This window comes from Nocardia sp. NPDC088792, from assembly GCF_044750615.1.
GTDB lineage: Bacteria > Actinomycetota > Actinomycetes > Mycobacteriales > Mycobacteriaceae > Nocardia.
This window is the reverse complement of the sequence record NZ_JBIVKC010000002.1, coordinates 1,603,481-1,629,814: the sequence shown is the minus strand read 5'-3', so window position 1 is coordinate 1,629,814 and position 26,334 is coordinate 1,603,481. Positions and strand designations below refer to the sequence as shown.

Here is a 26,334-nt window from a genome sequence, read left to right as displayed (position 1 = left end):
CGACCTTTCGGTCGCGGTCACCGAAAGCTTCGTCGGTGCCGGTCCCGGGGAAGGTCCGGCACCGGCGGGGATTCTCGCAGAATTCGAATTCGCCGAGGATCTCTTCGATTCCCGTACCGTCGATGTGCTCGCCGAGCGCTTCGCGCGGGTGCTCGCCGCCGTGACCGCCGACCCGTCGGCCGTGGTCGATGCGCTGCCCTTCCTGTCCGAAACCGAATATGCCGATCTGACCGCCCGTTCCGGTGGTCCGGTCGAGACCGGCGCGGTGCTGCCGGATCTGCTGGCGGCGGCGGTGGCCGCGGAACCGGATCGGGTGGCGGTCGTCGACGGCGATCGTGAGATCACCTATCGCGATCTGGACGCGCGGTCGAATCGCTTGGCGCGGCTGCTGATCGAGCGTGGCGTCGGCGCCGAGGAGCTGGTGGCGCTCGGCATGCCGCGTTCGCTGGAATCGGTGCTGGCCACCTGGGCGATCACCAAGTCGGGCGCCGGTTGGGCGCCGGTCGATCCCGCCTACCCCGCCGACCGTATCGAGCGCATGGTGTCGGATTCGGGCGCTCGTTTTGGTTTGACCGTGGCCGCCGCCCGGCCCGGACTGCCCGATTCGGTGGATTGGCTGGTGCTCGACGACGGCGAGTTCGCTGCTGCCGTAGCAGCATTCGCCGCGGACGCGGTGACGGATGCGGATCGGGTGCGCCCGCTGCGTCCCGGGCACGTCGCCTACGTCATCTACACCTCGGGTTCGACCGGTATGCCGAAGGGCGTCATGGTCACCCACAAAGGTCTGCCCTCCTTCGCGGCGGGACAGACCGAGCACTTCTTCCTCACCCCGGAAGCCCGGGTGCTGCACGTGGCCTCGCCCGCGTTCGACATCTCGGTGGGCGAGCTGGCCATGGCGATCGATGCGGCCGCGACGCTGGTGATCGCGCCGCCGCACGCCACCATGGGCGCGGAGCTCACCGAAATCCTTCGGACGCACGGGGTTACGCATGCCTTCATGACCCCGTCCGCACTCGGCACGGTGGATCCTCTCGACACCCCGTCGGTGCGGGTGGCGATCGTGGGCGGCGAGCCCTGCCCGCTGGAGCTGGCGCGCCGCTGGGCCGAGGCCGGCCGTTCCTTCGTGAATGTGTACGGACCGACCGAGACCACCTGTGTGACGCAGGCGGCGAATCCGTTCTCGGTCACCGACGACCTGCATATCGGCCCGCCGTTCGCGGGCGTGTACGAGTGGGTGCTGGACGAGCGGTTGCGGCCGGTGCCGGTGGGCACCATCGGCGAGCTGTACGTGGGTGGTCCGCAGGTGGCGCGGGGTTACCGCGGCCAGGCCGGTTTGTCGGCGGGGCGTTTCGTGGCCTGCCCGTGGGCGCCGGGTGAACTCATGTATCGCACCGGCGATCTCATGCGCTGGACGCCGGCCGGTTCGATGCAGTGCCTGGGCCGCAATGACTTCCAGGTCAAACTGCGCGGTTACCGTATCGAGCTGGGTGAGATCGAGTCGGCGCTGGCGGAGCAGCCGCAGGTGCGGCGCGCGGTGGTGCTGTTGTACTCGCATCCGGTGCGCGGCGATCAGCTGGTCGCCTATCTGGTGTCGGCCGACGCGAATCTGGATGTGGCGGCGGTCAAGTCGGCCCTGGCCGGTCGGCTTGCCCCGTACATGGTGCCCGCCGCTTTCGTGGTGATCGATGAGATCCCCTTCACGGTCAACGGCAAGCTGGATCGCCGGGCGTTGCCGGAGCCGGTGTTCGAGAGCGCGGCCTACCGCCGCCCGAGCACCGTCACCGAGGAACTGGTGGCCGGGGTGTACGCCGAACTGCTCGGGGTCGAGCGGGTCGGCGCGGATGACGATTTCTTCGGCCTGGGCGGCAGTTCGCTGCTGGCGGCCAAGGCGGTGGCGCGCCTGGGCGCGGCGCTGGACACCACGGTCGGCGTGCGACTGCTGTTCGAGGATCCGACGGTGGGTGGCCTGGCTGCCCGGCTGGCGGCGGAATCCGGTGCGGCGCAACGGCCCGCGCTGGTCGCGGGGGAGCGCCCGGACCTGCTGCCGCTCTCGCCCGCGCAGCAGCGCATGTGGTTCATCAACCGTTTCGACCGCGAGTCCACGGCCTACAATCTGCCGATCGCGCTGCGCCTGTCCGGTGCGCTGGACGCGGCCGCGCTGGCCGCCGCGTTCGGTGATGTGCTGGAGCGGCACGAGACGCTGCGCACCGTCTACCCGGAGACCGCGGAGGGCGCGGCGCAGGTGATTCTGCCGCTCGCCCAGGCGTTCCCGGGCCTGGCGCCGATCGAGGTGACGGAAGCCGAACTGGCGGTGCGGGTTCCCGAGATCCTCACCACCACCTTCGATGTGACGGCCCAGGTCCCGATCCGGGTGGAGCTGCTGCGGGTGGTGGACCCGGTCGGCGAGTTCACCGGCGAACACGTGCTCGCCGGTGTGCTGCACCATATTTCGGCGGACGGCTCGTCGGTGGTGCCGTTCGTGCGGGACCTCATGCTGGCCTACGCGGCCCGGATGAGCGGCGCCGCTCCGGCGTGGACGCCGCTGGCGGTCCAGTACGCCGATTACGCCTTGTGGCAGCATGCGCTGCTCGGCGCGGAGGACGACGACGCCTCGGTGGCCGCCCAGCAGCTCGCCTTCTGGCGCGAGACCCTGGCCGGGTTGCCGGATCAGCTGGACCTGCCCGCCGATCACCCGCGTCCGGCGCGACAGAGCCTGCGTGGCAGGCAGATTCACCTGCCGGTGGATGCCGCCCTGCATGCGCGGCTCGTCGAGCTGGGCCGTGGCCGCGGCGCGACCCTGTTCATGGTGGTGCACGCCGCGTTCAGCGCGCTGCTCGCGCGGCTGTCGGGTACCGCCGATATCGCGGTCGGCACCCCGATCGCGGGGCGTGGCGACACCGCCCTGGACGATGTGATCGGCATGTTCGTCAACACCCTGGCGCTGCGTACCCGGGTGGCCGCCGACGAGCCGTTCACCGCGCTGCTGGCGCGGGTGCGGGCCGGTGATATCGCGGCCTTCTCGCATGCGGATGTGCCGTTCGAGCGGCTGGTCGAGGTGCTGAATCCGGTGCGCTCGCAGGCCCGGCACCCGTTGTTCCAGGTGGGCCTGTCCTTCCAGAACTACGAGCACGCCGAACTACGACTACCGGACCTGACCGTGTCCGAGCTCGAATTCGACAATCACATCGCGCAGTTCGATCTGCACCTGTTCGCTACCGATCGATACACCGAGTCGGGTGCGCCCGCGGGCGTGGATCTCACCCTCGGCTATGCCACCGATCTGTTCACCGAGGCCACCGCGCGGCAGGTGCTCGATTCGCTGGCCCGGCTGCTGGAAACCGTTGCGGCCGAGCCGGAATCGGTGGTCGGCGATATCGACCTGCTGGGCGCGGAACTGCGGCGGCGGATCCTCGGCGACTGGAACGACACCGAACGCCGGCTCGTCCCCGCCACGCTCGCAGACCTGGTCGATGCGCAGGTGGCCCGGGCCCCGCGGGCGCTCGCCCTGCTGGACGCCGCCGGTGAAATCTCGCTCACCTACGCGGAATTCGATGCGCGGGTCAACCGCCTGGCCCGTCGCCTGGTTTTCGCCGGCGTGGGCCCGGAGACCGGGGTGGTGCTGGCCATGCGCCGCGGCATCGATCTGGTGGTGGCCATGTACGCGGTGGTGAAGGCGGGTGGCGCGTACGTGCCGATCGATCCGGATCACCCGGCCGATCGCATTGCCTACATTGTCGAAACCGCCCGTCCGGCGGTGGTGCTCACCACCTCCGCCGATGGCGCCCCGTTCGCGTCCGATGCGCCGGTGCTGGAGGTGGACCGCCTCGATCTCGCGGTGTTCTCGCCCGATCCGATCACCGATGCGGATCGGATCCGGCCGCTGCTCGATCAGCATCCGGCCTACGTCATCTTCACGTCGGGTTCCACCGGCCGCCCGAAGGGCGTGACGGTTCCGCATGCCGCCATCGTCAACCAGTTGCATTGGCTGCAGGACACTTTCGATCTCGGCGCCGCCGACCGGGCGCTGCTCAAGACGCCCGCCACCTTCGATCTCTCGGTGTGGGAGTTCTGGTCGCCGCTGACCAGCGGCGGCAGCCTCGTGGTGACCTCTCCCGGTGACGAGCGCGATCCGGACCGGCTGCGCGCGCTGATCGAGGCGCGCGGCGTCACGGTGCTGCATCCGGTGCCGTCGCTGCTGGGCATGCTGCTCACGGGTGGCGCGCTGCCCGCGTCGGTGCGTGCGGTGCTGGCTATCGGTGAGGCGTTGCCGGCGGCGACCGCCGCGCAGTTCCTGGACCGGAGCGCTCCCGGCGCACAGCTTTTCAACCTGTACGGCCCCACCGAGGCGGCGGTGTCCATCACGTCGTTCGCGGTGCGCGAACCGCATCCGCGGGCCGTGCCCATCGGCGCTCCCGCCTGGAACAGCCGCGTGTATGTGCTCGATGCCCGCCTGCAGCCGGTTCCGGTCGGCGTGCCCGGTGAGCTGTACCTCTCCGGCGCCCAGCTGGCCCGCGGCTACCACGGCCGCGCCGCCCTGACCGCCGATCGTTTCGTGGCCGACCCGTACGGCCCCGGCCGCATGTACCGCACCGGCGATATCGTGCGCTGGCTGGCCGACGGCACCCTCGAGTACGTCGAGCGCGCCGACTTCCAGGTGAAGATCGGCGGCTTCCGCATCGAACTCGGCGAGGTCGAGACCGCCCTGCGCCGCCAGCCTGGCGTGACCGCCGCCGTAGCCGTGGCACATGCCACCGCTGACGCGGGTGCCCGGCTGGTCGCCTACGTGGCGGTCCCGGAGGCCACCGCCGCAGGCCGCGACCAGGTTTCGGCGGCCCTGCGCACGGCCCTGACGGCCGCCCTGCCCAAGTACATGATCCCGGCATCCATCACGGTGCTGGAAGCTCTGCCGCTCAACGCCAATGGCAAGGTGGACCGAACCCGCCTCCCCGAACCCGTCTTCATCACGGCCGCCTACCGCGCGCCGGAGACCGACCTCGAGCGCGCTGTCGCGGCAGCCTTCGCGGAAGTAATCGGCACCGCCGGAATAGTCGGCGGCTCTGGAGTGGCGGGGACTGCTGGAGTGGCCGACGCCATCGCGGCGGGCGCTGCCGTGCGGGCCGGCGTTGTGGGTGCCGGAGTCGGCGTTGAGGCGACTGCCGCCGAGCTCATCGGACTGGACTCCGACTTCTTTGCGCTGGGCGGCAATTCGCTCATGGCGACCCGGCTGGCCGCCCGGCTGGGTTCGGATCTGGGGCTGCGGGTGCCGGTGGCGGCGATCTTCGAGGCTCCGGCCGTGGGTGAGCTGGCGCGGTGGCTGACCACCGCGGAGGCCGCGGGCCTGCGTCCGGCGCTGGTCCGGCGCGCCGGTACCGATCCCGCGCCGGTGTCTCTCGCGCAGCAGCGCATGTGGGTGCTCAATCGCCTGCATCCGGAGTCGGGCGCCTACAACGTGCCCGCGGCCATCCGCCTGACCGGCGCGCTGGATCTGCCCGCGCTGGAGAGCGCGGTGCGGGATGTGCTGGACCGGCACGAGATTCTGCGCACCCGTTACCCGGAGAAGGACGGCGAACCGGTGCAGTTGGTGCTCGGTCTCGATGAGCTGAACGCCCGGCTCACCCCGACTCCGGTGGCGCGGCACGAGTTGCACGAGCGGCTGACCGAGATAGTCACGGCCGGCTTCGATGTCACGGCCGCCCCGCCGGTCCGCATGCGACTCTTCGAACTGGCGCCGCAGGAGCACGTGCTGGTCGTGGTGGTGCACCACATCAGCGCCGACGGCTACTCGGTGATCCCGATGACCCGGGATCTGGTGCTGGCCTACACTTCCCGGCTCGGCGCACAGGCCCCGGGCTGGGCGCCGCTGGATGTTCAGTACGGCGATTTCGCGACCTGGCAGCGCGAACTGCTCGGCTCCGACGCCGATCCGGAGAGCCTGCTCGCGCAGCAGCTGCGTTTCTGGGTCGACGAATTGTCGACCGCCCCCGAACAATTGACGCTGCCCACCGATCGCCCGCGGCCCGCGCGACGCGATATGCAGGGCGCCACCGTCGCTGTCGAGCTGGACGGGGAGGCCACCGACCGGCTGACCGTGCTGGCGCGGGAGCACGGCGCCACCCTGTTCGGTGTCGTGCATGCCTGCTTCGCGGTGCTGCTGGCGAAACTGTCCGGGCAGCGCGATATCTCGATCGGCGTCCCGATCGCCGGTCGCGGTGAGCGGGCGCTGGACGATCTGGTCGGCATGTTCGTCAATACCGTGGTGCTGCGCACCCTGGTGGACGGCAAGCTGTCCTTCCAGGACCTGCTGCGGCAGGTGCGCGACCGCGATCTCACCGCGTTCGCGCACGCCGATGTGCCCTTCGAACAAGTGGTGGACGCGGTCTCGGCGGCCACCGGGCGGGCCCGCTCCAGCTCGATCACTCCGCTGTTCCAGGTGATGTTCGCCTTCCAGAACATCTCCGCGGGCGCGGTGACCCTGCCCGGTATGACCGTGGAACTGCTGGAGGCCGAACTCGGGGAAGCCAAGTTCGACCTGCAGCTCACCGTCGTCGAACAGCGTGACGAGGCCGGCCGCCCGACGGGCCTGAGCCTCCGGTTCGGTTATGCCACCGATATTTTCGGCGCGGACACGGTGCGCCTGCTGGCGCAGCGCCTGCTGCTGGTGGTGGACACCGTACTGGCGGATCCGGCCGCACCCGTGCGCGCCATCGACATCCGCACCGCCGCCGAGCGGAATTCCCGGGCTGCCACCGGTCACCCGGAATCTGCTGCCAGGAATTCGAATCATGATGTACCGCAATCGAATACGATCGACGGACAAGCGGATCTGCCGACGCTGATCGCCGCGGCCGCCGCGGCGGCCCCCGAGGCGATCGCGCTCACCCATGGCGACCACACCGTCACCTACCGGGCCCTCGCCGACAAGATCGGCGTCACCGCCCGCGCCATGGGCGCGGCGGCCAAGCCGGAGGCTCTGGTGAACGTCGCTTTGGCCGGACTGGTGCCCGGCATCCTCAAGGCCCTCGGCGGGGCCGGTCTCAGTCAGGTCCTGAGCACGCTGAAAACGCGGGCGCAGGACCTGATTCTCCGCTCGGAAAGCTCGTCGGAAGGAATCCTCTGATGCACTACGCAGAGTCGATCGCTACCAGCCGCACCGGCCGTGTCTCGGTGTTGCGCCGAGCCTACGGAGTGGGGGATCTGCCCGATCTGATCGCGACCGTGGCGGAGCTGGATCCCGAGCGGCCCGCGCTGCGCTACGAGGGTGACACCGTCTCGTACGGCGTGCTGGCGGGCGAGCTCGCCATGCTCGCCGAGGCCATGGGCGGTGCGCTGGAGCCCGAGGCGCTGGTGCAGGTGGTGGTGTCCGGTCAGCTGCCCGCGCTGATGGATGGTGCGGAGGGCGAGCTGACCACCGTGCTGGAGGCGCTGGTCGACGATGCGGTCACGGTGGCCGCCGAAGTGCTGGAACCGAATCTGGCCCCGGTCGAGACGCTGACCACCGAGTTCCGCCGGCAGGTCGACGAGACCCCGGATGCGGTGGCGATCGAGTCCGGCGACGTCCGCTTGACCTACGCCGAATTCGCCGCCCGGATCACGGTGCTGGCCCGGCACCTGCGGGTGCTGGGTGTCGGCCCGGACGTGCTGGTGGGCGTGGCCGCGCGGCGTTCGGTGGAGTTGCTGGTCGGCATGTACGCGGTCCTGGAGGCGGGCGGCGCCTACCTGCCGATCGATCCGGATCATCCGGCCGAGCGCATCGCCTACGTGCTCGAGGTGTCCACTCCGGCTCTGCTGCTCACCACGACCGCCGATCAGCCGGAGCTGGAGCTGACCGTGCCGGTGCTGCGCGTCGACGAATTCGAGCGCACGACGGGCGAATTCACCGCCGACCCGAGCCAGGTGGGCTCTCCGGTCGAGGACCCGCAGCCGGGCGCCGACAACCTGGCCTGCGTCCTCTTCACCTCCGGTTCCACCGGCCGGCCCAAGGGTGTGGCGATCACGCACCGCGCCATTCAGACCCTGTTCCGGTCCGAGCAGCGCCTGCATCCGCTGTCGCCCGCGGACGCCATGCTGTTCAAGACGCCGATCACCTTCGACGCGTCGGTGTGGGAGATCTTCTGGACGCTGCAGACCGGCGGTCGCCTGGTGGTGACCACGCCGGACGGTCACCGCGATCCCGCGTACCTGTTGCGCGTCATGCGCGAATCCCAGGTCACCGTGGCCTTTTTCGTGCCGTCGGTGCTTGCTGTGCTGGTCGCCGAGGCCGCGCAGGATCCGGAGGGCATCACCGATTCCCTGCGGTTCGTCTCCGTGGGCGGCGAGGCGTTGCAGCCCGCCGTCGCTGCGGGCTTCCGCAGTGTCACCGGCGCGACCCTCTACAACATGTACGGCCCGACCGAGGCCATCGTGCTGGTGACCACGCACGAGGTGACGGCCGCCGATGTCACCTCGGTGCCGCTGGGTCTCCCCGGCGACGATGTCGACCTGCTGGTGCTGGACGAGGATCTGCGCCCGGTCCCGATGGGCGTGGTGGGCGAGCTGTACCTGGTCGGAATGCAGTTGGCCCGTGGCTATTACGGCCGGCCGGGCCTGAGCGCGGAACGTTTCGTGGCCAATGCCGACGGCCCCTCCGGGGATCGCATGTACCGCACCGGTGACCTGGTGCGCTGGGTGCCCGGCGTCGACGGCGCCGCGGCCGAGCTGGAGTACCTGGGCCGCAGCGACTTCCAGGTGAAGTTGCGCGGTCAGCGCATCGAGCTGGGGGAGATCGAATCCGCCCTGCTGCGCGATGACACCGTGGCGCAGGCCGCTGTTCTGCTGCACACCCGCGAGGGTGGTGAGCAGGCGCTGGTCGCCTATGCGGTGCCGGAGCGCGGCGCCGAAATCGACTCCGCCGCCGTGCTTTCCGGCATCCGCGCGCATGTGCCCGCCTACATGGTGCCCTCGGTCCTGATGCCGATGGCGGAGATGCCGCTGACCGTGCACGGCAAGCTGGACCGACGGGCCCTGCCCGAACCGGTGTTCGCCGACCTGTCCGGCGCCTACCGGGCCCCGGCCACCCCCGCCGAGGAGGCGGTCGCGGCGATCTTCGCCGAGCTGCTCGACGTGGAACGCGTCGGCGCCGACGACGATTTCTTCAGCCTGGGCGGTAACTCGCTCATCGCGACCCGCGCCATCGCCCGCATGCGGGATTCGCTGGGCGCGGCCGTGGACGTACGCGACTTCTTCGACCGGCCGACCGTGGCCGCCCTCGCCTTGCTGGCCGAGAACGCGCCTGCCACAACAGGTTCCGCACCGGCGCTGGTGGCCGGTCCACGCCCGGATGCCCTGCCGCTCTCGCCCGCGCAGCAGCGCATGTGGTTCCTCAATCAGCTGGCGCAGCCTGAAGCCACTGCTGCCGTGGGTAATTCGGATGCCGCCGACGCGGATTCAGGAAGTGCGGGCGCGGATGCGGGTACTGCGGCGGGGGATTCCGCCGCAGCGGCCTCGAACTCCGCCGCGGGATACGACCCATCCGCGGTCGACAACGTGGTGGCCGCACTCCGGCTGCGCGGCGTGCTCGATACCGCGGCCCTGGCCGCCGCCGTCACCGATCTGGTGGCGCGCCACGAGATTCTGCGCACCCACTACCCGCAGACGCCCGCCGGCCCGGTCCAGGTCATCGGTGAGGCAGTCGAATTCGACCTGACCCCCGTGGAAATCGACGAGCAGGCGTTGCTCGCCGCCGTGTACGCGGAGGCCGGACGTGGATTCGACGTGGCTGCCGGGGTGCCACTGCGGCTCCGGTTGCTGCGCTTGGGCGCCGATGATCACGTGCTGGTGCTGGTGGTCCATCACATTGCCGCGGACGGCTTCTCGCTCAACCCGCTGCTGCGCGATCTGGTGGTGGCCTATGCCTCCCGTCAGGCGAGGGTGGCCCCCGGCTGGCCGCCGCTGGCCGTGCAGTACGCCGACTACGCACTCTGGCAGCGGGAACTGCTCGGCGACGAGCAGGATCCGGAATCCCGCGCCGCCCGCGAAATCGCCTTCTGGACCGACGAACTCGATGATCTCCCGGCGCAGCTGGACCTGCCCGCCGATCGTCCCCGCCCGGCCGAGTCGAGCTACCGCGGCGCCACCTTCGAGGAGATCATCCCCGCCGAGCTGCGCGCCGCCGTCGACGCGGTCGCGGCCCGCTGCCAGGCCACGCCGTTCATGGTGCTGCACGCCGCGCTGGCCGCGCTGCTGGCCCGGCTGTCCGGTACCACCGATATCGCCATCGGTACCCCGGTCGCCGGTCGTGGTGAGGCGGCCCTGGACGACCTGATCGGCATGTTCGTCAATACCCTGGTGCTGCGCACCGATGTCCGCGCCGGTCGGTCCTTCGCCGATCTGGTCGGTCATGCCCGCGACCGCGATCTGCGCGCCTTCGCGCACCGTGATGTGCCTTTCGAGCGCCTGGTGGAGGTGCTCAATCCGGTGCGCGCCCGCAACCGGCACCCGCTGTTCCAGGTGGCCCTGTTCATGCAGAACCTGGGCGCGACCATCCCGTCGCTGCCGGGCATGGATGCCGCCCCGGTGGACTTCGACCTGGCCTTCGCCAAGTTCGACCTGAATCTGACGGTGCTCGAGCAGGAGTCGAGCTATCGAGTCGAATTCACCTATGCCACGGATCTTTTCGACGAGCACACCGTCCGGGAGTTCGCGGCCAAGTTCCTGCGCCTGCTGACCGCCGCCACCGCCGACGCCGACCGCCCGGTGGGCGATATCGAGCTGCTCGATCTGGGTGAGCGCGACTACGTGATCGACAGCTGGAACGCCACCGGCGCGAAGGTCGCCGACACCCTGCTGCACGCCGGCTTCGACGCCCAGGTGCAGCGCACCCCCACTGCGACCGCTGTGATCGCGGGCGATCGCTCCCTGACCTACGCGGAGCTGTCGGAGCAGGCGAATCGCCTGGCCCGGCTGCTCATCGAGCGTGGCGCCGGACCGGAATCGCTGGTGGTGCTGGCTATGTCGCGGTCGGTGGAGCTGGTGATCGCCATGTACGCCGTGTTGCGCGCCGGCGCGGCCTACGTGCCCATCGATCCGGGTCATCCGGCCGAGCGCATCGCCAATGTGCTGGGCACCGCCCACCCGCTGCTGGTGCTGACCACCGCGGCGGATGCCTTCGACACCGATGCCGCGCCGCTGCTGCGTCTCGACGAGGTGGACCTGTCCCGGTATTCGGAGGCCCGGATCGGTGACCGCGAGCGCGGCGCCGTCGTGTATCCGGAGCATCCGGCGTACGTGCTGTTCACCTCCGGCTCGACCGGCACGCCCAAGGGCGTGGCCGTCAGCCACCGGTCCATCGCCAACCAGATGGCCTGGATGCAGGCCGAATACCGGATCTCCCGATCCGATGTGTACCTGCAGAAGACGCCGAGCACCTTCGATGTCTCGCTGTGGGGCTATTTCCTGCCGTTGCGGGTCGGCGCGACGTTGGTGCTCGCCTCCCCGGACGGTCACCGCGATGCTCGCTACCTGGCGGAAACCGTCGCCGCGCACGGTGTCACGCTGACCGACTTCGTCCCGTCCATGCTCTCGGTGTTCGCCGCGCACGCGGAGCCGGGTGAATTGGATTCGCTGCGTGATGTTTTCGTCGCCGGTGAGGCGTTCCCGGTGGAGACCGTGGTGGCTTTCCGCGCCGTCTCCGACGCCACGCTGCACAACCTGTACGGCCCCACCGAGGCCGCCGTCACGGTCACCTACCGTGAGGCCGACGAGTTCAGCCCGGCCGTCCCCATGGGTGAGCCGGAGTGGAACACCCAGGTCTACGTGCTGGATTCGCGACTGCGCCCCGCGCCGATCGGTGTGCCGGGTGAGCTGTATCTGGCCGGTGTGCAGCTGGCTCGCGGCTACTACGACCGCGCCGATCTGACCTCGGATCGGTTCGTGGCCAACCCCTACGGTTTCCCGGGCGCGCGCATGTACCGCACCGGTGACCTGGTGAAGTGGACCCAGGACGGCGAGCTGGCCTACCTGGGCCGCATCGACTTCCAGATCAAGTTCCGCGGCCAGCGCATCGAACTCGCCGATATCGAGAGCGCCCTGCTGACCCTGCCCGAGGTGGGTCAGGCGGCCGTGCGGCTGATCGCCGCCGACACCGGCGACTACCTCGCCGGATACGTGATCCGCAGTGCGGGCAGCGAACTCGATACCACCGCGGTGCGGGATCGCCTGACCGCACTGCTGCCGCCCTACATGGTGCCGACCACGGTGGTCGAGCTGACCGAGTTCCCGCTGGGCACCAGCGGCAAGCTGGATCGCGGCGCGCTGCCGGTTCCGGTGCTGGCCGCCAAGCGTTTCCGCGCGCCGGTGGACGCCACGCAACGACTGGTCGCCCGCGTCTTCGGCGAGGTGCTGGGGAGCCGGCACGTCGGCCTGGACGACGACTTCTTCCTGCTGGGCGGCAGTTCGCTGCTGGCCACCCAGATCACCGCGCGCACGGGCGCCGAACTGGGCGTGCGGATTCCGGTCCGTCTGCTGTTCGAGAGCGCCACCGTGGCGGGGTTCGCCGCGGCCGTGGGCCGCCTGGCCGATACCGCCCCGCGTCCCGCGCTGGTCGCCGGACCGCGCCCCGAGCGGGTGCCGCTCTCGCCCGCGCAGCAGCGGCTGTGGTTCCTCAACCGGCTGGAGAACGAGCAGGAGGGCCCGAGCCTCTACAACCTGCCGCTGGTGCTGCGCCTGTCCGGCAAGCTGGACGTGACCGCGCTCGAGGAGGCCGCACTGGATGTGCTGGCCCGCCACGAGTCGCTGCGCACCATGTACCCGGACGACGGTTCCGGCCCTTACCAGCAGCTGCTGGATGCCGCCGATGTCGGGCTGAGCCTCACTCCGGTGCCGGTGCTGCAGGACGAGGTGACGGCCGCCGTCGCCGCCGTGGTCCAGGCGTCCTTCGATGTCACCCGGGAACTGCCTTCTCGTATCGCGCTGCTGGTGGTCGATCGTGGCCCGGATGCCCCGGTGAACGCCGACGAGTACGTGCTGGTGCTGGTCGTGCACCACATCGCCGGTGACGCGCTGTCGCTGCGCCCGCTGGTCACCGACCTGATGACGGCCTTCCACGCGCGGACCGCCGGTGCGGCCCCCGACTGGGAGCCGCTGCCGGTCCAGTACGCCGATTACGCGCTGTGGCAGCGCGAGATCCTCGGCTCTGCCGAAACCCCGGGCGATCTGGCGCACCAGCAGCTCGGCTTCTGGCGCGACACGCTGGCCGGTACTCCGGCGCAGCTGCCGCTGCCGGTCGATCGACCGCGCCCCGCGGAGCCGCGGAACACCGGCGCCGCAATCGATTTCACCGTTCCCGCCGAGGTGGCGACCGGCCTGCGGGCGCTGGCCCGCGAGCACGGCGCGAGCCTGTTCATGGTGGTGCACGCGGCCTTCGCCGCCGCGCTGGCCCGGCTCACCGGCACCGGCGATATCGCCATCGGGTCCCCGGTCGGCGGTCGCGGTGAACGCGAATTGGACGGTCTCATCGGCATGTTCGTCAATACCGTGGTGCTGCGTACCGCGGTGGAGGGTGGCGCCTCGTTCCTCGAGCTGCTGTCCGGCGTGCGCGAGACCGATCTGGCCGCCTTCGCCAATGCCGATCTGCCCTTCGAGCAGATCGTGGACGAGCTGGTCACCGACCGCACCGAGACCGGGCATCCGCTGTTCCAGGTCATGCTCAGCTTCGGCGAGAACCATGGCGACACCGGGGAACTGGTGCTGCCCGGATTGACCATCCAGCCGGTCCCGCTCACCGATCCGGGCGCGCGCTTCGACCTGCAACTGGTGGTCGACGACGGCGCGGACGGGACGCTGGGCGGAGCCTTGCGCTACGCCGACGAGCTCTTCGACGCGGCCACCGCCGCCTCCTTCGTGGCGCGCTGGCAGCGGGTGCTGCACGCGGTCGCCCTCGACGCGACCGCGCCGATCGGCGATATCGACCTGTTCGAGGACGCGGAACGCGAACGCGTGCTGCGGGTCTGGAACGACACCGCGGTCGCGGTGGACCCGGCCCGCACCCTGCTGACCCGCTTCGAGGAGCAGGTGGCGGCCGGAACCGACGCGGTCGCCGTGCGTTTCGAGGACGAGAGCCTCACCTACGGCGAGTTCGCCGCCCGCGTGCATCGGCTGGCCCGCCACCTGGTGGCGCAGGGCGTCGGCCCGGATGTGCCGGTCGCGCTGGCCATGCGCCGCGGCCCGGATCTGGTGATCGGCATGTACGCGGTGGTGGCGGCGGGCGGCGCTTACGTGCCGCTGGATCTCGACCATCCGATCGAGCGTCTCCGCTACATCATCGAAACTGCGGCTCCCGCAGTCGTTCTCACCTCGGCTGCCGGCATGGAAGACCTCGGTGTACCGGAGCTGCGCATCGATGAACTCGTCGCGAGCGGTGCGCTGGACGGCTATTCGTCCGCACCTCTCACCGATGCCGACCGGCGGTCCGCACTGCACTCGGCCGCGACCGCCTACATCATCTTCACCTCGGGTTCGACCGGACGGCCGAAGGGTGTGGCCGTCGGCCACGCCGCCATCGTGAACCGCCTGGAGTGGATGCAGGCCGAATACGGCCTGACCGCCGCAGATGTGGTGCTGCAGAAGACCCCCGCCACCTTCGACGTGTCGGTGTGGGAGTTCTTCTGGCCCTTACAGATCGGCGCGCGCCTGGTCCTGGCCCGGCCGGACGGCCACCGCGATCCGGCGTACCTGGCCGGGCTCGTCGCCCACGAGGGCATCACGGTCGCGCACTTCGTGCCCTCCGCGCTGGAGGTGTACGTCGCCGAGCTGGCCGACCACGCGCAGGCGCGGAAATCCGCCCTGCGCACCGTGTTCGCCTCCGGCGAGGCACTGTCCGCGCCGTCCGCGCAGCGCCTCCGCGCCCTGACCGGTGCGGAACTGCACAACCTGTACGGCCCCACCGAGGCGGCCGTGGATGTCACCTACCACCGTGTCACCGATGCCGACACCGTCACCGTCCCGATCGGCCGCCCCGTCTTCAATACCCGCGTGTACGTGCTGGATTCGCGGCTGACGCCGGTCCCGGCGGGCGTGCCCGGCGAGCTCTACCTGGCCGGCGCACAGCTGGCCACCGGCTACACCGCCCGGCCGGGCCTGACCGCGGATCGCTTCGTGGCCAGCCCCTTCACCGCCGGTGAGCGCATGTACCGGACCGGCGACCTGGTCAAGTGGAACGTGGTTGGCGAGCTGGAGTACCTGGGCCGCACCGACTTCCAGGTGAAGTTGCGCGGTCTGCGCATCGAGCTCGGTGAGATCGAGGCGGCGCTGGCCGCCGAGAACACGGTGGCGCAGGCCGCCGTACTGCTGGCCACCGTCTCGACCGGCGACATCCTGACCGCCTACCTGGTGCCCGCGACCGGACAGGTGATCGATACCGAGGCCCTGTCCGCGCGGCTCGCCGAGAAGCTACCCGGCTACATGGTGCCGGGCGCCTTCGTGGTGCTCGCCGCCATGCCGCTGACCCCCAACGGCAAGCTGGACCGTGCGGCCCTGCCCGCGCCGGTCCTTGCTCCGGTCGACGAATTCATCGCTCCGGCAGGTGATTCGGAGATCCTGGTCGCCGCCGTGATGGGTGATCTGCTCGGCCTCGATCAGGTCGGCGCGGATGACAACTTCTTCATCCGCGGCGGCAACTCGCTCATCGCCACCCAGCTGGTGGCGCGCCTGTCCCAGGCCACCGGTCTGGCCATCCCGCTGCGCACCATCTTCGACGCGTCGACCGTGCGTGACCTGGCCGTCCGCCTTGCCGAGCTGGCCGCCGAGGAGAAGGTGGCGTTGCCGCCGGTGACGCGGCAGGAGCGCGGCGATGTCGTCCCGCTGTCGATCTCGCAGCAGCGCATGTGGTTCCTCAACCGCTTCGACACCGAGGCCGGCGGCTACAACATGCCGTTCGCGCTGCGCCTCACCGGTGCGCTGAACGTGGAAGCCCTGCGCACCGCGGTGGACGATGTGATCGACCGTCACGAGACGCTGCGCACCCTGTACCCCGAACAGGACGGTGTGGCACGGCAGTTGGTGCTGCCCGCCGGCACCCGCCTGGTCGATCTGGAGCCGAAGCCGGTCGCCTCGGCCGAACTGCCGATGCTGGCGGTGGGTCTGGCGCACACGGTCTTCGATGTCACCGTCGAGGTGCCGCTGCGTGCGCAGCTGCTCCAGGTGATCGATGAGCCCGACACCTACGTACTGCTGATCGTGGTGCATCACATCGCCTCCGACGGCTGGTCGCTGGCCCCGCTGGCCCGGGATCTGGCGCAGGCGTACGTGTCCCGCTGTGCGAATGTCGCGCCGACCTGGCGCCCGCTGCCGGTGCAGTACGCGGATTACGCCATCTGGCAACGGAATGCGCTGGGCACGCCGGAGGACGCCACCTCGGTGCTGGCCCGGCAGCTGCGGTACTGGCAGCGCCGACTGACCGGCGCCCCGGATCTGCTGGCCCTGCCTGCCGATCGCCCGCGCCCGGCCGTGGCCTCGGGCCGCGCCGACGCCCGCACTGCGGTACTGGACGCCGAATTGCACGCCGCCGTGGTGGAATTCGCGAACGAGCACCGCGCCACCCCGTTCATGGTGCTGCACGCCGCACTGGCCGTGCTGCTGGCGCGAGTGTCGGGCACCGATGACATCCTGGTCGGCACCCCGATCGCGGGCCGCGGCGATCAGGCCCTGGACGATCTGGTCGGCATGTTCGTCAACACCCTGGTGTTGCGCACCCCGGTGGCGGCGCGCGCCCGTCTCTCGGATGTGATGGCGCAGGTCCGCGACAGCGATCTGGCCGCCTTCGACCACTCCGCGGTCCCGTTCGAGACGCTGGTGGACGCGCTGAATCCGGTCCGCTCCCAGTCGTATTCGCCGCTCTACCAGGTCGGCTTCACCATGCAGAACCTGGCGCAGCCGGACTTCCACCTGCGCGAGCTGTCCATCACCGGCCTGGATGCGGGCGTGCTGCCGATCCAGTTCGATCAGGACTGGACCCTCAGCGATCACTACGAGGACGGCGTCCCCACCGGCATCGACGTCCATCTGCACTACGCCACCGACCTTTTCGACGCCGACACCGCCACCGACTTCCTGCGCTGGTACGAGCGGGTGCTCCGCACCCTGATCACCGACCCCCGCACGGTCGTGGGCGAGCTGGAGCTCATGTCGGTGGCCGAACGCGGCCGGCTGCTCTCCGACCGCAATGCCACCGTCCGCGCCCTGCCGGACGAGACCCTGGCGGACCTCCTCGATCACCGCGCCGCCACCTCCGGCGACGCCGTCGCGGTCGAACTCGACGGTGTCACTCTCACCTGGACCGAGCTCGCCGAGCGTTCGAACCGCCTGGCCCGCCTGCTGATTCGCGAGGGTGTCGGCCCGGACGACATCGTGGGCATCACCGCCGTCCGCAGCCTCGACATGATGGTCGCCCTCTACGCCGTCATCCACGCGGGTGCGGCCTACGTCCCGATCGACCCGGACCACCCGGCCGACCGCATCGCCCACATCCTGGGAACCTCCCACGCCCGTCTGGTGCTGGTGGTGGGCGGAGCGCAGCTACCGGACTTGTCCGGCGTGCTGACTGACGGCCCGCTTACCGCGCCCGCCCCGCTGATCGCGGAGTACTGGAGCAGCGGCACCCTCGTGGTTCGTGGCCGGCTCGATTCTGGACTGAGTGGAGCGGAGGAGCGAAGCGGGGGAGCGGAGGGAGGGAAGAATCGAGACTTCCACGGCACCCACCACCCTGGGCCTGCCGCGAACACGCCCGGAGCGAAGCGGAGGGCAGAAGATACAGCCGCGCCGATCACCGACGCCGAGCGCGTGCGGCCGCTGCGGCCCGAGAACCTGGCGTACGTGCTGTTCACCTCCGGATCGACCGGTAAGCCCAAGGGCGTCGGCACCGATCACCGCGCGATCATGAACCAATTGCGCTGGCTGGAGCACCGTTACGAGGTCACCGCCGCCGACCGCATCATGCAGCGCGCGCCGCTGGCCTTCGACGTCTCGGTGTGGGAGTGCTTCCTGCCCGCCCTCACCGGCGCGCCGCTGGCATTGCTGCGCCCGGGCGGCCATCAGGATCTGAACTACCTGGCCGACCGCATGCGCGAGCACGGCGTCACTATCGCCGAGCACGTCCCGTCGGTGCTGGCCGCCCTGCTGGCCGAGGGCCACGGGGATGCCCTGCGCTCGTTCCGGCATCTGCACACCGGCGGCGAGGCCCTCCCGGCCGAACTGCTGGGCGCGCTGCGCGAGCAGGTGGGCGGCGCCGTCCACAATGCGTACGGCCCCACCGAGGCGGCCATCTCGGCCGTCTACCACGAATTCACCGATGCCGACCCGGATTACGAGGTCGCCATCGGCCTGCCGAACTGGAACACCCGCGCCTATGTCCTCGATGCCCGCCTGCGCCCGGTCCCGACCGGCGTGATCGGCGAGTTGTACCTGGCCGGTGACCAGCTGGCCCGCGGCTACCAGTCGCGCGGCGGCCTCACCGCCGAGCGCTTCGTCGCCGACCCGTTCGGCGTGGCCGGTAAGCGCATGTACCGCACCGGCGATCTGGTGCGCTGGAACCGCGCCGGTGACCTGGTCTACCTGGGCCGCAATGACTTCCAGGTGAAGTTGCGCGGCCAGCGCATCGAGCTCGGTGAGATCGAGGCCGCACTGCTGGCGGCCGAAGGCGTCGCCAATGCCGTGGTCCTGCTGGACCGCGACAGCGCCGGTACCGACTGCCTCGTCGGATACGTCTCCGGTGCAGGACTTTCCGCGGACGCCGTCCTAGAACACGCGCGGGCACTGCTGCCCGCCTACATGGTGCCCGCGCATCTGGTGGTCCTGAAGGACATGCCGCGCACCAGCGTCGGCAAGCTGGACCGTGCCGCCCTGCCGAAGGTCGAGTTCACCGCCGCCGCAACCACTTTCCGCGCACCCCGCGAAGGCGCGGAGGCGGTGCTGGCCGGTCTCGTCGGCGAACTGCTCGGCGCCGCCGCGCCGATCGGCGCGGACGACGACTTCTTCGGACTCGGCGGCAATTCGCTGCTGGCCATGCGCCTCGTCGCCCGGATCAATGCCACCTTCGGCTGCGATCTCGGTGTCCGGACCATCTTCGAGTTCCCGACCGTCGCCACGCTGGCGCCGGTGGTGACGGGCGCCGATCAGCGCACGCTGCCGCCGCTGCTGCCGGGCCCCCGCCCGGAGCGGATTCCGCTCTCGCCCGCGCAGACTCGCATGTGGCTGCTCAACCGCCTGGATCCGGCCTCGCCGGCCTACAACATCCCGTTCGCGGTGCGGCTCATCGGCAACATCGACTTCGAGGCGCTGCGCGCGGCCATGGCCGATGTCATGACCCGGCACGAGGTGCTGCGCACCCGCTACCCGATGGACGCCGATGGCGAGGGCCGCCAGGAGATCCTGCCCGCCGGCACGGTCATCGACCTGCCGCTGGAGACGATCACCGGTTCGGTGGTGGAGCGCTTCTACGAATTCGCCTCCGCCGGTTTCGATGTCACCACCGAGGTGCCGCTGCGCGCCATGCTGCTGCGCGAGTCCGAAACCAGTCACGTACTGGTCGCCGTCCTGCACCACATCGCCGGTGACGGCGCCTCCACCGATCCGCTGCTGCGGGATGTGGTGCTGGCCTACCTGTCCCGCGCCGCGGGCGTCGAACCCGCCTGGGAACCGCTCGCGGTCCAGTACGCGGATTACGCCCTGTGGCGGCACGAGGTGCTCGACACCGTTGGCGAAGCCGAACTGGACTACTGGCGGGAGACGCTCGCCGGACTGCCGGACGAGCTGACCCTGCCCGCGGATCGCCCGCGCCCGCCGGTCGCCTCCTTCCGCGGCGCGGTGGTGCGCGGCCGGATCGGCGGCGGTATCGGCGAGCGGGTTCGCGAGCTCGCCAAGCAGCATCACGCCACCCCGTTCATGGTGCTGCACGCCGCCCTGTCGACCTTGCTGGCCCGCCTGTCCGGCAGCGATGACATCGCCATCGGCACTCCGGTGCTCGGCCGTGACGAGCCCGCGCTGGACGGCCTGGTCGGCATGTTCGTCAATACCCTGGCACTGCGCACCCGCCCGGCCGCCGACCGCACCTTCGCCGAACTGCTGGCGGAGAGCCGGACGACGGACCTGGCTGCCTTCGCGCACGCCGCCGTCCCGTTCGAGCGGGTGGTGAGCGCCCTGGGTGTGGTGGCCGAGCAGGCCCGGCACCCGCTGTTCACGGTCTCGCTGAACTACCTCGATCTGGACGATGGCACGCACGCCGTGCCCGGCCTGGTACTGGAGCCGGTCGACTTCGACGACAGTGTCGCCAAGTTCGATCTCACCTTCTCCGTCGGCCAGGACCTCGACGCGGACGGCAACCTGGTGGTGGAGCTGGTCTACGCCACCGATCTTTACGACGAGTCGACCGCCCAGGATCTGCTGCGCCGCTTCGGCCGGGTGCTGGGCGCGGTCACCGCGGACGCCACCCGCACCATCGGCAGCGTCGAGGTGCTGTCCCCGGGCGAACGGGCCGGTATCCTGGCCCGCCGCGGCCCGGTGGCGCTGGAACCCATGTCGCTCGCCGAAATCCTGCGCGCGGCAGTCGATCTGAACCCGGCCGCGCCCGCGCTGATCTACCGCGGCGAGCAGATGAGCTACGCGGAGCTGGATGCGATGTCCTCGCGCCTGGCCCGGCTGCTCATCGAACACGGTGTCGGCGCCGAGGATTTCGTGGCCCTGTCGGTGCCGCGCTCGGTGTACTCGGTGGTGGCGCTGTTCGCGGTCGCCAAGACCGGGGCCGCCTTCCTGCCGGTCGACCCGACCTACCCGGCCGACCGCATCGGCTTCATGCTCTCCGATTCCGGTGCGCCCGTGGGTATCACGGTCGCCGAGTACGCCGACCGGCTGCCCGCCGACGCCTGCACCTGGCTGGTGATCGACGATCCGGCGACCCGGCTGCGGCTGGCGGACGCGTCCGGCGAGCGGATCGCCCCGGCGGAACTCGTGCGCCCCGTGCACATCGACAATGCCGCGTGGATGGTCTACACCTCCGGTTCCACCGGCCGCCCCAAGGGCGTGGTGGTCGGCAATGCCGGCATCATCGGCATCGCGGGCGTGCACCACCGGCATTCCCCGACCACGTCGAGTTCCCGTGTGCTACACCGTACTTCGCCCAGCTTCGACGCCAATATCCTGGAAATACTGATGGCCTTCCCGGTCGGCGCGGCGCTGGTGGTGTCGCCGGTGGAGATCATCGGCGGCGTGGAGCTGAAGGAGCTCATCGAGTCCGAGGGGGTCACGCACGGCGTGTTCACCCCGGCCGTCATCAACACCCTCGACCCGGAAACCCTGCGCGGCATGCCGTATCTGACGGTCGGCGGTGAGGGCTTCGGCCAGGATCTGGTGGACCGCTGGGGCGCGACCCGCGAGCTGTACAACGGCTACGGGCCCACCGAGATCACCATCATCAGCCACATGAGCTACCCGCTGCCGCCGAACGGCCGTGTGGTGCTCGGTGATCTGGTCGACGGCCAGTCCGCGGTGGTACTCGATACCCGGCTGCGCCCGGTCCCGGACGGGGCCGCGGGCGAACTGTACCTGCGCGGCCCGGGCCTGGCCCGCGGCTATCACGGGCGCGCGGCGCTGAGCGCCGACCGCTTCGTGGCCGACCCGTACGGCGAACCGGGCGGACGGCTTTACCGCACCGGCGACCTGGTGCGCTGGGTGCGCAGCCCGATCCCGGGCAGCGCCGAGCCGACCCTCGAATACCTGGGCCGCTCCGACGATCAGGTGAAGGTGCGCGGCCTGCGCATCGAACTCGGTGAGATCGACGCGGCGCTGATCGCGCATGAGAGCGTGGAATTCGCGGTCACCGTCGGCCACACCGGCCGCAGCGGTGACGTCTCCCTGGTCTCCTATGTGGTGCCCGCCGCCGGGCAGGTGGTGGACACCGAGCAGCTGCTCGAATTCGCCGGCCGCTCGCTCATCGCCTACATGGTCCCGGCCGTGATCATGGTGATCGACGCCATCCCGCTCACCCCGATGGCCAAACTGGATCGGAAGGCGCTGCCCGAACCGGTCTTCCGCACCGCGGAGTTCCGCGCGCCGGAGACCGTGGTCGAGCAGGTGGTGGCGGACACCATCGCACAACTGCTCGGCGCCGACCGGGTCGGCCTGGACGACAACTTCTTCCTGCTCGGCGGCAATTCGCTGAGCGCGGTGAAGCTTTCGGCCCGCCTGTCGGCGCGACTCGGCGTCGATGTGGCCATGCGGACCGTCTTCGAGTACCCGACCGTGGCCGCCCTGGCCGCCACGGTGGACGCCGACGCGGTCCGGCTCTCCGACGGCCCGGCGCTGGCGCCGCGCACCGGCGACGGCCCGGTGCCGTTGTCGCTGCCGCAGCAACGCATGTGGTTCCTGAACCGCTTCGACGGCGATTCCTCGGCCTACAACATGCCGCTGCCGATTCGCTTGACCGGCGCGCTGGACATCCCCGCCCTGGAGGCCGCCATGGCCGATGTGGCGGCGCGGCACGAGGTGCTGCGCACGGTGTACCCGCTGACCGAGTCCGGCCCGGTGCAGGTCATCCTGCCCATGTCGGAGGTGGAACTGCCGTCACTGCAACCGATTCCGGTCTCGGCCGACGAATTGTTCGGTGTCATCACCGAATTCGTATCGGCCGGCTTCGACGTCACCACCGGCGTGCCGCTGCGCGGGCAGCTGTACTCCATCACCGGTACGACCGATGAGTACGTGCTGGTCGTGGTGGTGCACCACATCGCTGCCGACGGCGCCTCCATGGCGCCGCTGGCCCGGGATGTGATGGCCGCCTACGCGGCCCGGCATGCGGGCCTGGCCCCGCAGTGGCAGCCGCTGCCGGTGCAGTACGCCGATTACGCGCTGTGGCAGCGGGCCCGCCTGGGCGCCGAGGACGATCCGAACTCGCTGCTCGCGCGACAGCTCGACTCCTGGCGCGGCGCGCTGGCCGGACTGCCCGACCAGCTGGATCTGCCCTCGGATCGGCCCCGCCCGGCGGTGCTGTCCACCGAGGGCGGTTCGGTCGAATTCGATCTGGACGCCGATCTGCACAAGCGGCTCGTGGATCTGGGCCATTCCCAGGGCGCGACGCTGTTCATGGTGTTGCACGCCGCGTGGGCGCTGCTGCTGGCCCGGTTGTCGGGCACCGCGGATATCGCGGTCGGCACCCCGATCGCGGGTCGCGGTGAGCACGAACTCGACGACCTGGTCGGCATGTTCGTCAACACCCTGGTGCTGCGCGCCGCGGTGGACCCGGCCGCCGATTTCGTGACCCTGCTCGCCGGGGTGCGCGAATCCGACCTGGCCGCCTTCTCACACGCCGACGTGCCGTTCGAACGCCTGGTGGAGTCGCTCGACGTGGTCCGCTCCACCGCCCGGCACGCCCTGTTCCAGGTCGGCTTCTCCTTCAACAATGTGGAGACGCCGGAACTGGAACTGGACGGATTGCGGGTCGGCGCGGCCGATTTCGAGACCACCATCTCCCAGTTCGACCTGCACCTGGTCATCGCCGACCGTTACGCGGCCGACGGCGTCCCGGCCGGGCTGACCGCCTCGCTCACCTACTCCACCGCGCTGTTCGACAAGGACACCGCGACCGGATTCGCCGAACGCCTGCGCCGCGTCCTCAATGCCGCGGTGCTCACCCCGGATGCGCCGGTGGGCGATCTGGAGATCCTGGCCGCGCCCGAGCGGACCCGAATCCTGCGGTCGTGGAACGACACCGCGCACGCGGTCGACGCCACCGCCACCCTGGCGACCCTGCTGGATCGGACGGTGGCGGCCGACCCGGACCGCATCGCCCTGATCGGCGATGGACCGTCCCGCGTGACGCTGACCTACGGCGAACTCGCCGAGCGGGTGAACCGCCTTGCCCGGCATCTGATTTCGCTCGGTGTCGGGCCGGAGGACCGGGTGGCGCTGGCGCTGCGGCGTTCGGTCGATCTGGTGGTGGCCATGTACGCGGTGTCCGTCGCGGGCGGCGTCTACGTGCCGGTGGATCCGGATCAGCCCGCCGACCGCATCGAATACATCCTGGCCACAGCCGATCCGGTGACCGTGTTGACCGCGGGCGCCGACCTGGAGGTCGACACCGCGCAGCTGCCGATCGACCGGCTGGATCTGAGTGGCTACTCCGACGCGCCGATCACGGCCGCCGAACGCCGCGGCTCGCTGCGTCCCGACCACACCGCCTACGTGATCTTCACGTCCGGCTCCACCGGTAAGCCCAAGGGCGTGGCGGTGCCGCATTCGGCGATCGTCAACCAGTTGTTCTGGAAGACCGCCGAATTCGGGCTCGGCGCGGAGGATGCGGTGCTGTTGAAGACGGCCGCCACCTTCGACCTGTCGGTCTGGGAGTTCTGGTCCGCCGCGGTCTCGGGCGGCCGTCTGGTCATCGCGACCCCGGACGGTCATCGCGACCCGGCCTACCTGACGGATCTCATGGCCCGCGAAGGCGTCACCACCCTGCACGCCGTCCCGTCCATGCTGCACGCGCTGCTCACCACGGCCACGGCCGGTTCGGCCCTGCCCACCTTGCCGCTGCGCCGCGTGCTGGCCATCGGTGAGGCGCTGCCGGCCGCGGTGGCGCAACGATTCCGCCGCACCTACCCGGAGATCGAGCTCTACAACCTGTACGGCCCCACCGAGGCCGCGGTCTCCATCACCAATCACCGTGTCACCGCGGCGGATCGGTTGTCGGTGCCGGTCGGTTCCCCGGAGTGGAACTCGCAGGTCTATGTGCTGGATGCCCGGCTGCGCCCCGTCCCGGCCGGCGTCGAGGGCGAGCTCTACCTGTCGGGCGCTCAGCTGGCCCGCGGCTATTTCGAGCGTCCGGACCTGACCGCGGGTCGCTTCGTGGCCAGCCCCTTCGCACCGGGCGAACGCATGTATCGCACCGGCGATCTGGTGGCCTGGACCCCGGACGGGGAGCTGGAGTACCTGGGCCGCACCGACTTCCAGGTCAAGGTGCGCGGCTTCCGCATCGAATTGGGCGAGATCGAGTCGGCGCTGCTGGCGTCGCCCGAGATCGCGCAGGCGGCCGTGCTCGTTCACGAAGGACCGAACAAGGAGAGTGGAATGCTGGTGGCCTACCTGGTCCCGGCCTCGGACACCGCGCTCGATACCGAGCGGGTGGCAGCCGCGTTGCGCGCCGCACTGCCGTCCTACATGGTGCCCTCGGCCTTGATGGTCCTGGACGATCTGCCCCTCAATGCCAACGGCAAACTCGAGCGCACGGCGCTGCCGGAACCGGTGTTCGCGGCGCGCGAATACCGCGCTCCGGTCACCGAACTGGAGATCGCGGCCTGCGCCGCCTTCGCCGGCGTGCTCGGGGTCGAGCGGGTCGGCCTGGACGACAGCTTCTTCGAGCTCGGCGGCAATTCGCTGCTGGCCGTGCAGCTGGCCGCGGAACTGGGCGGCAAGCTCGGCCTGCAGATTCCGGTGCTGTTGCTGTTCACCGATCCCACGCCCGGCGGATTGGCGGCGCGACTGCGCAATGCGGAGTTCGATGTGCAGCGCGCCTTCGACGTGCTGCTGCCGCTGCGGACCGGCGGCACAGGCGCACCGCTGTTCTGCATCCATCCGGTCGGCGGTGTGGCCTGGTCCTTCGCGGGCCTGACCGCGCATCTCGATGAGTCCCGGCCCATCTATGGTCTGCAGTCGCCGACGCTGGGCAGCGCTGTCCCGCTGCCGGATTCGATCGAGGACTGGGCGGCCCGCTATGTCGAGGAGATCCGCCGCGTCCAGCCCGAGGGCCCGTACCATCTGCTCGGCTGGTCGCTGGGCGGTGTGATCGCGCACGCGGTCGCGGTGCGCCTGCAGGATCAGGGTCAGCGGGTGGCCTCGCTGGCAATGCTGGACAGTTCACTGGACAGCGACGGCCCGTTGATCGACGAGGCGTCCTCGGTGCAGATCCTGGTCAGCGAAATGCTGGGCGGTCTGCTCGGCGATGCCTCCGAACTGGACGGCCTGGATCCTCAGACGCTGGCCGCCAAGCTGGCGGAACTCCCCGAGCCCTTCGCTTCGGTGGGCGCGGAACGCCTGGCCCGCATCGTGGACAGCGGTGTCGCCTCCCTGTCCCTGATCGACCGTTACCGGCCGCGCCCGTTCCACGGCGACCTGCTGTATTTCACTGCGGCCCTGGATGATCCGACCGGCACGCTGGGCGTGTCCGGCTGGGCGAACGCCATAGACGGCGCCCTGCACAACCACGCCGTGTTCGCCACCCACTGGCAGATGGCAACTCCGGAGTCCCTGGCCCAGATCGCGCGGGTGCTCGACGCCCCCGTCTCCGGAGCGGCCACCGCCACCCCGAAAGACCATGCCTAG

At 70.3% G+C, this 26,334-nt stretch carries 2 protein-coding genes (1 of these 2 running past the window's edge); both read left to right on the top strand.

All coding sequences use genetic code 11. The annotated features are described in order from the left end of the window. Nucleotides 1-7,117: the 3' portion of an amino acid adenylation domain-containing protein gene (locus ACIP5Y_RS16530; protein ID WP_400350974.1), read on the top strand. The gene continues 4,613 nt to the left of window position 1, outside the view; only the last 7,117 of its 11,730 coding nucleotides appear in the window; its start codon lies off the left edge, out of view; it ends in the stop codon at nucleotides 7,115-7,117. After that, nucleotides 7,117-26,334, top strand: coding sequence for a non-ribosomal peptide synthase/polyketide synthase (locus ACIP5Y_RS16525; RefSeq protein WP_400350972.1), 19,218 nt, complete (start codon nucleotides 7,117-7,119; stop codon nucleotides 26,332-26,334). The genes ACIP5Y_RS16530 and ACIP5Y_RS16525 overlap by 1 nt, the downstream gene beginning before the upstream one ends.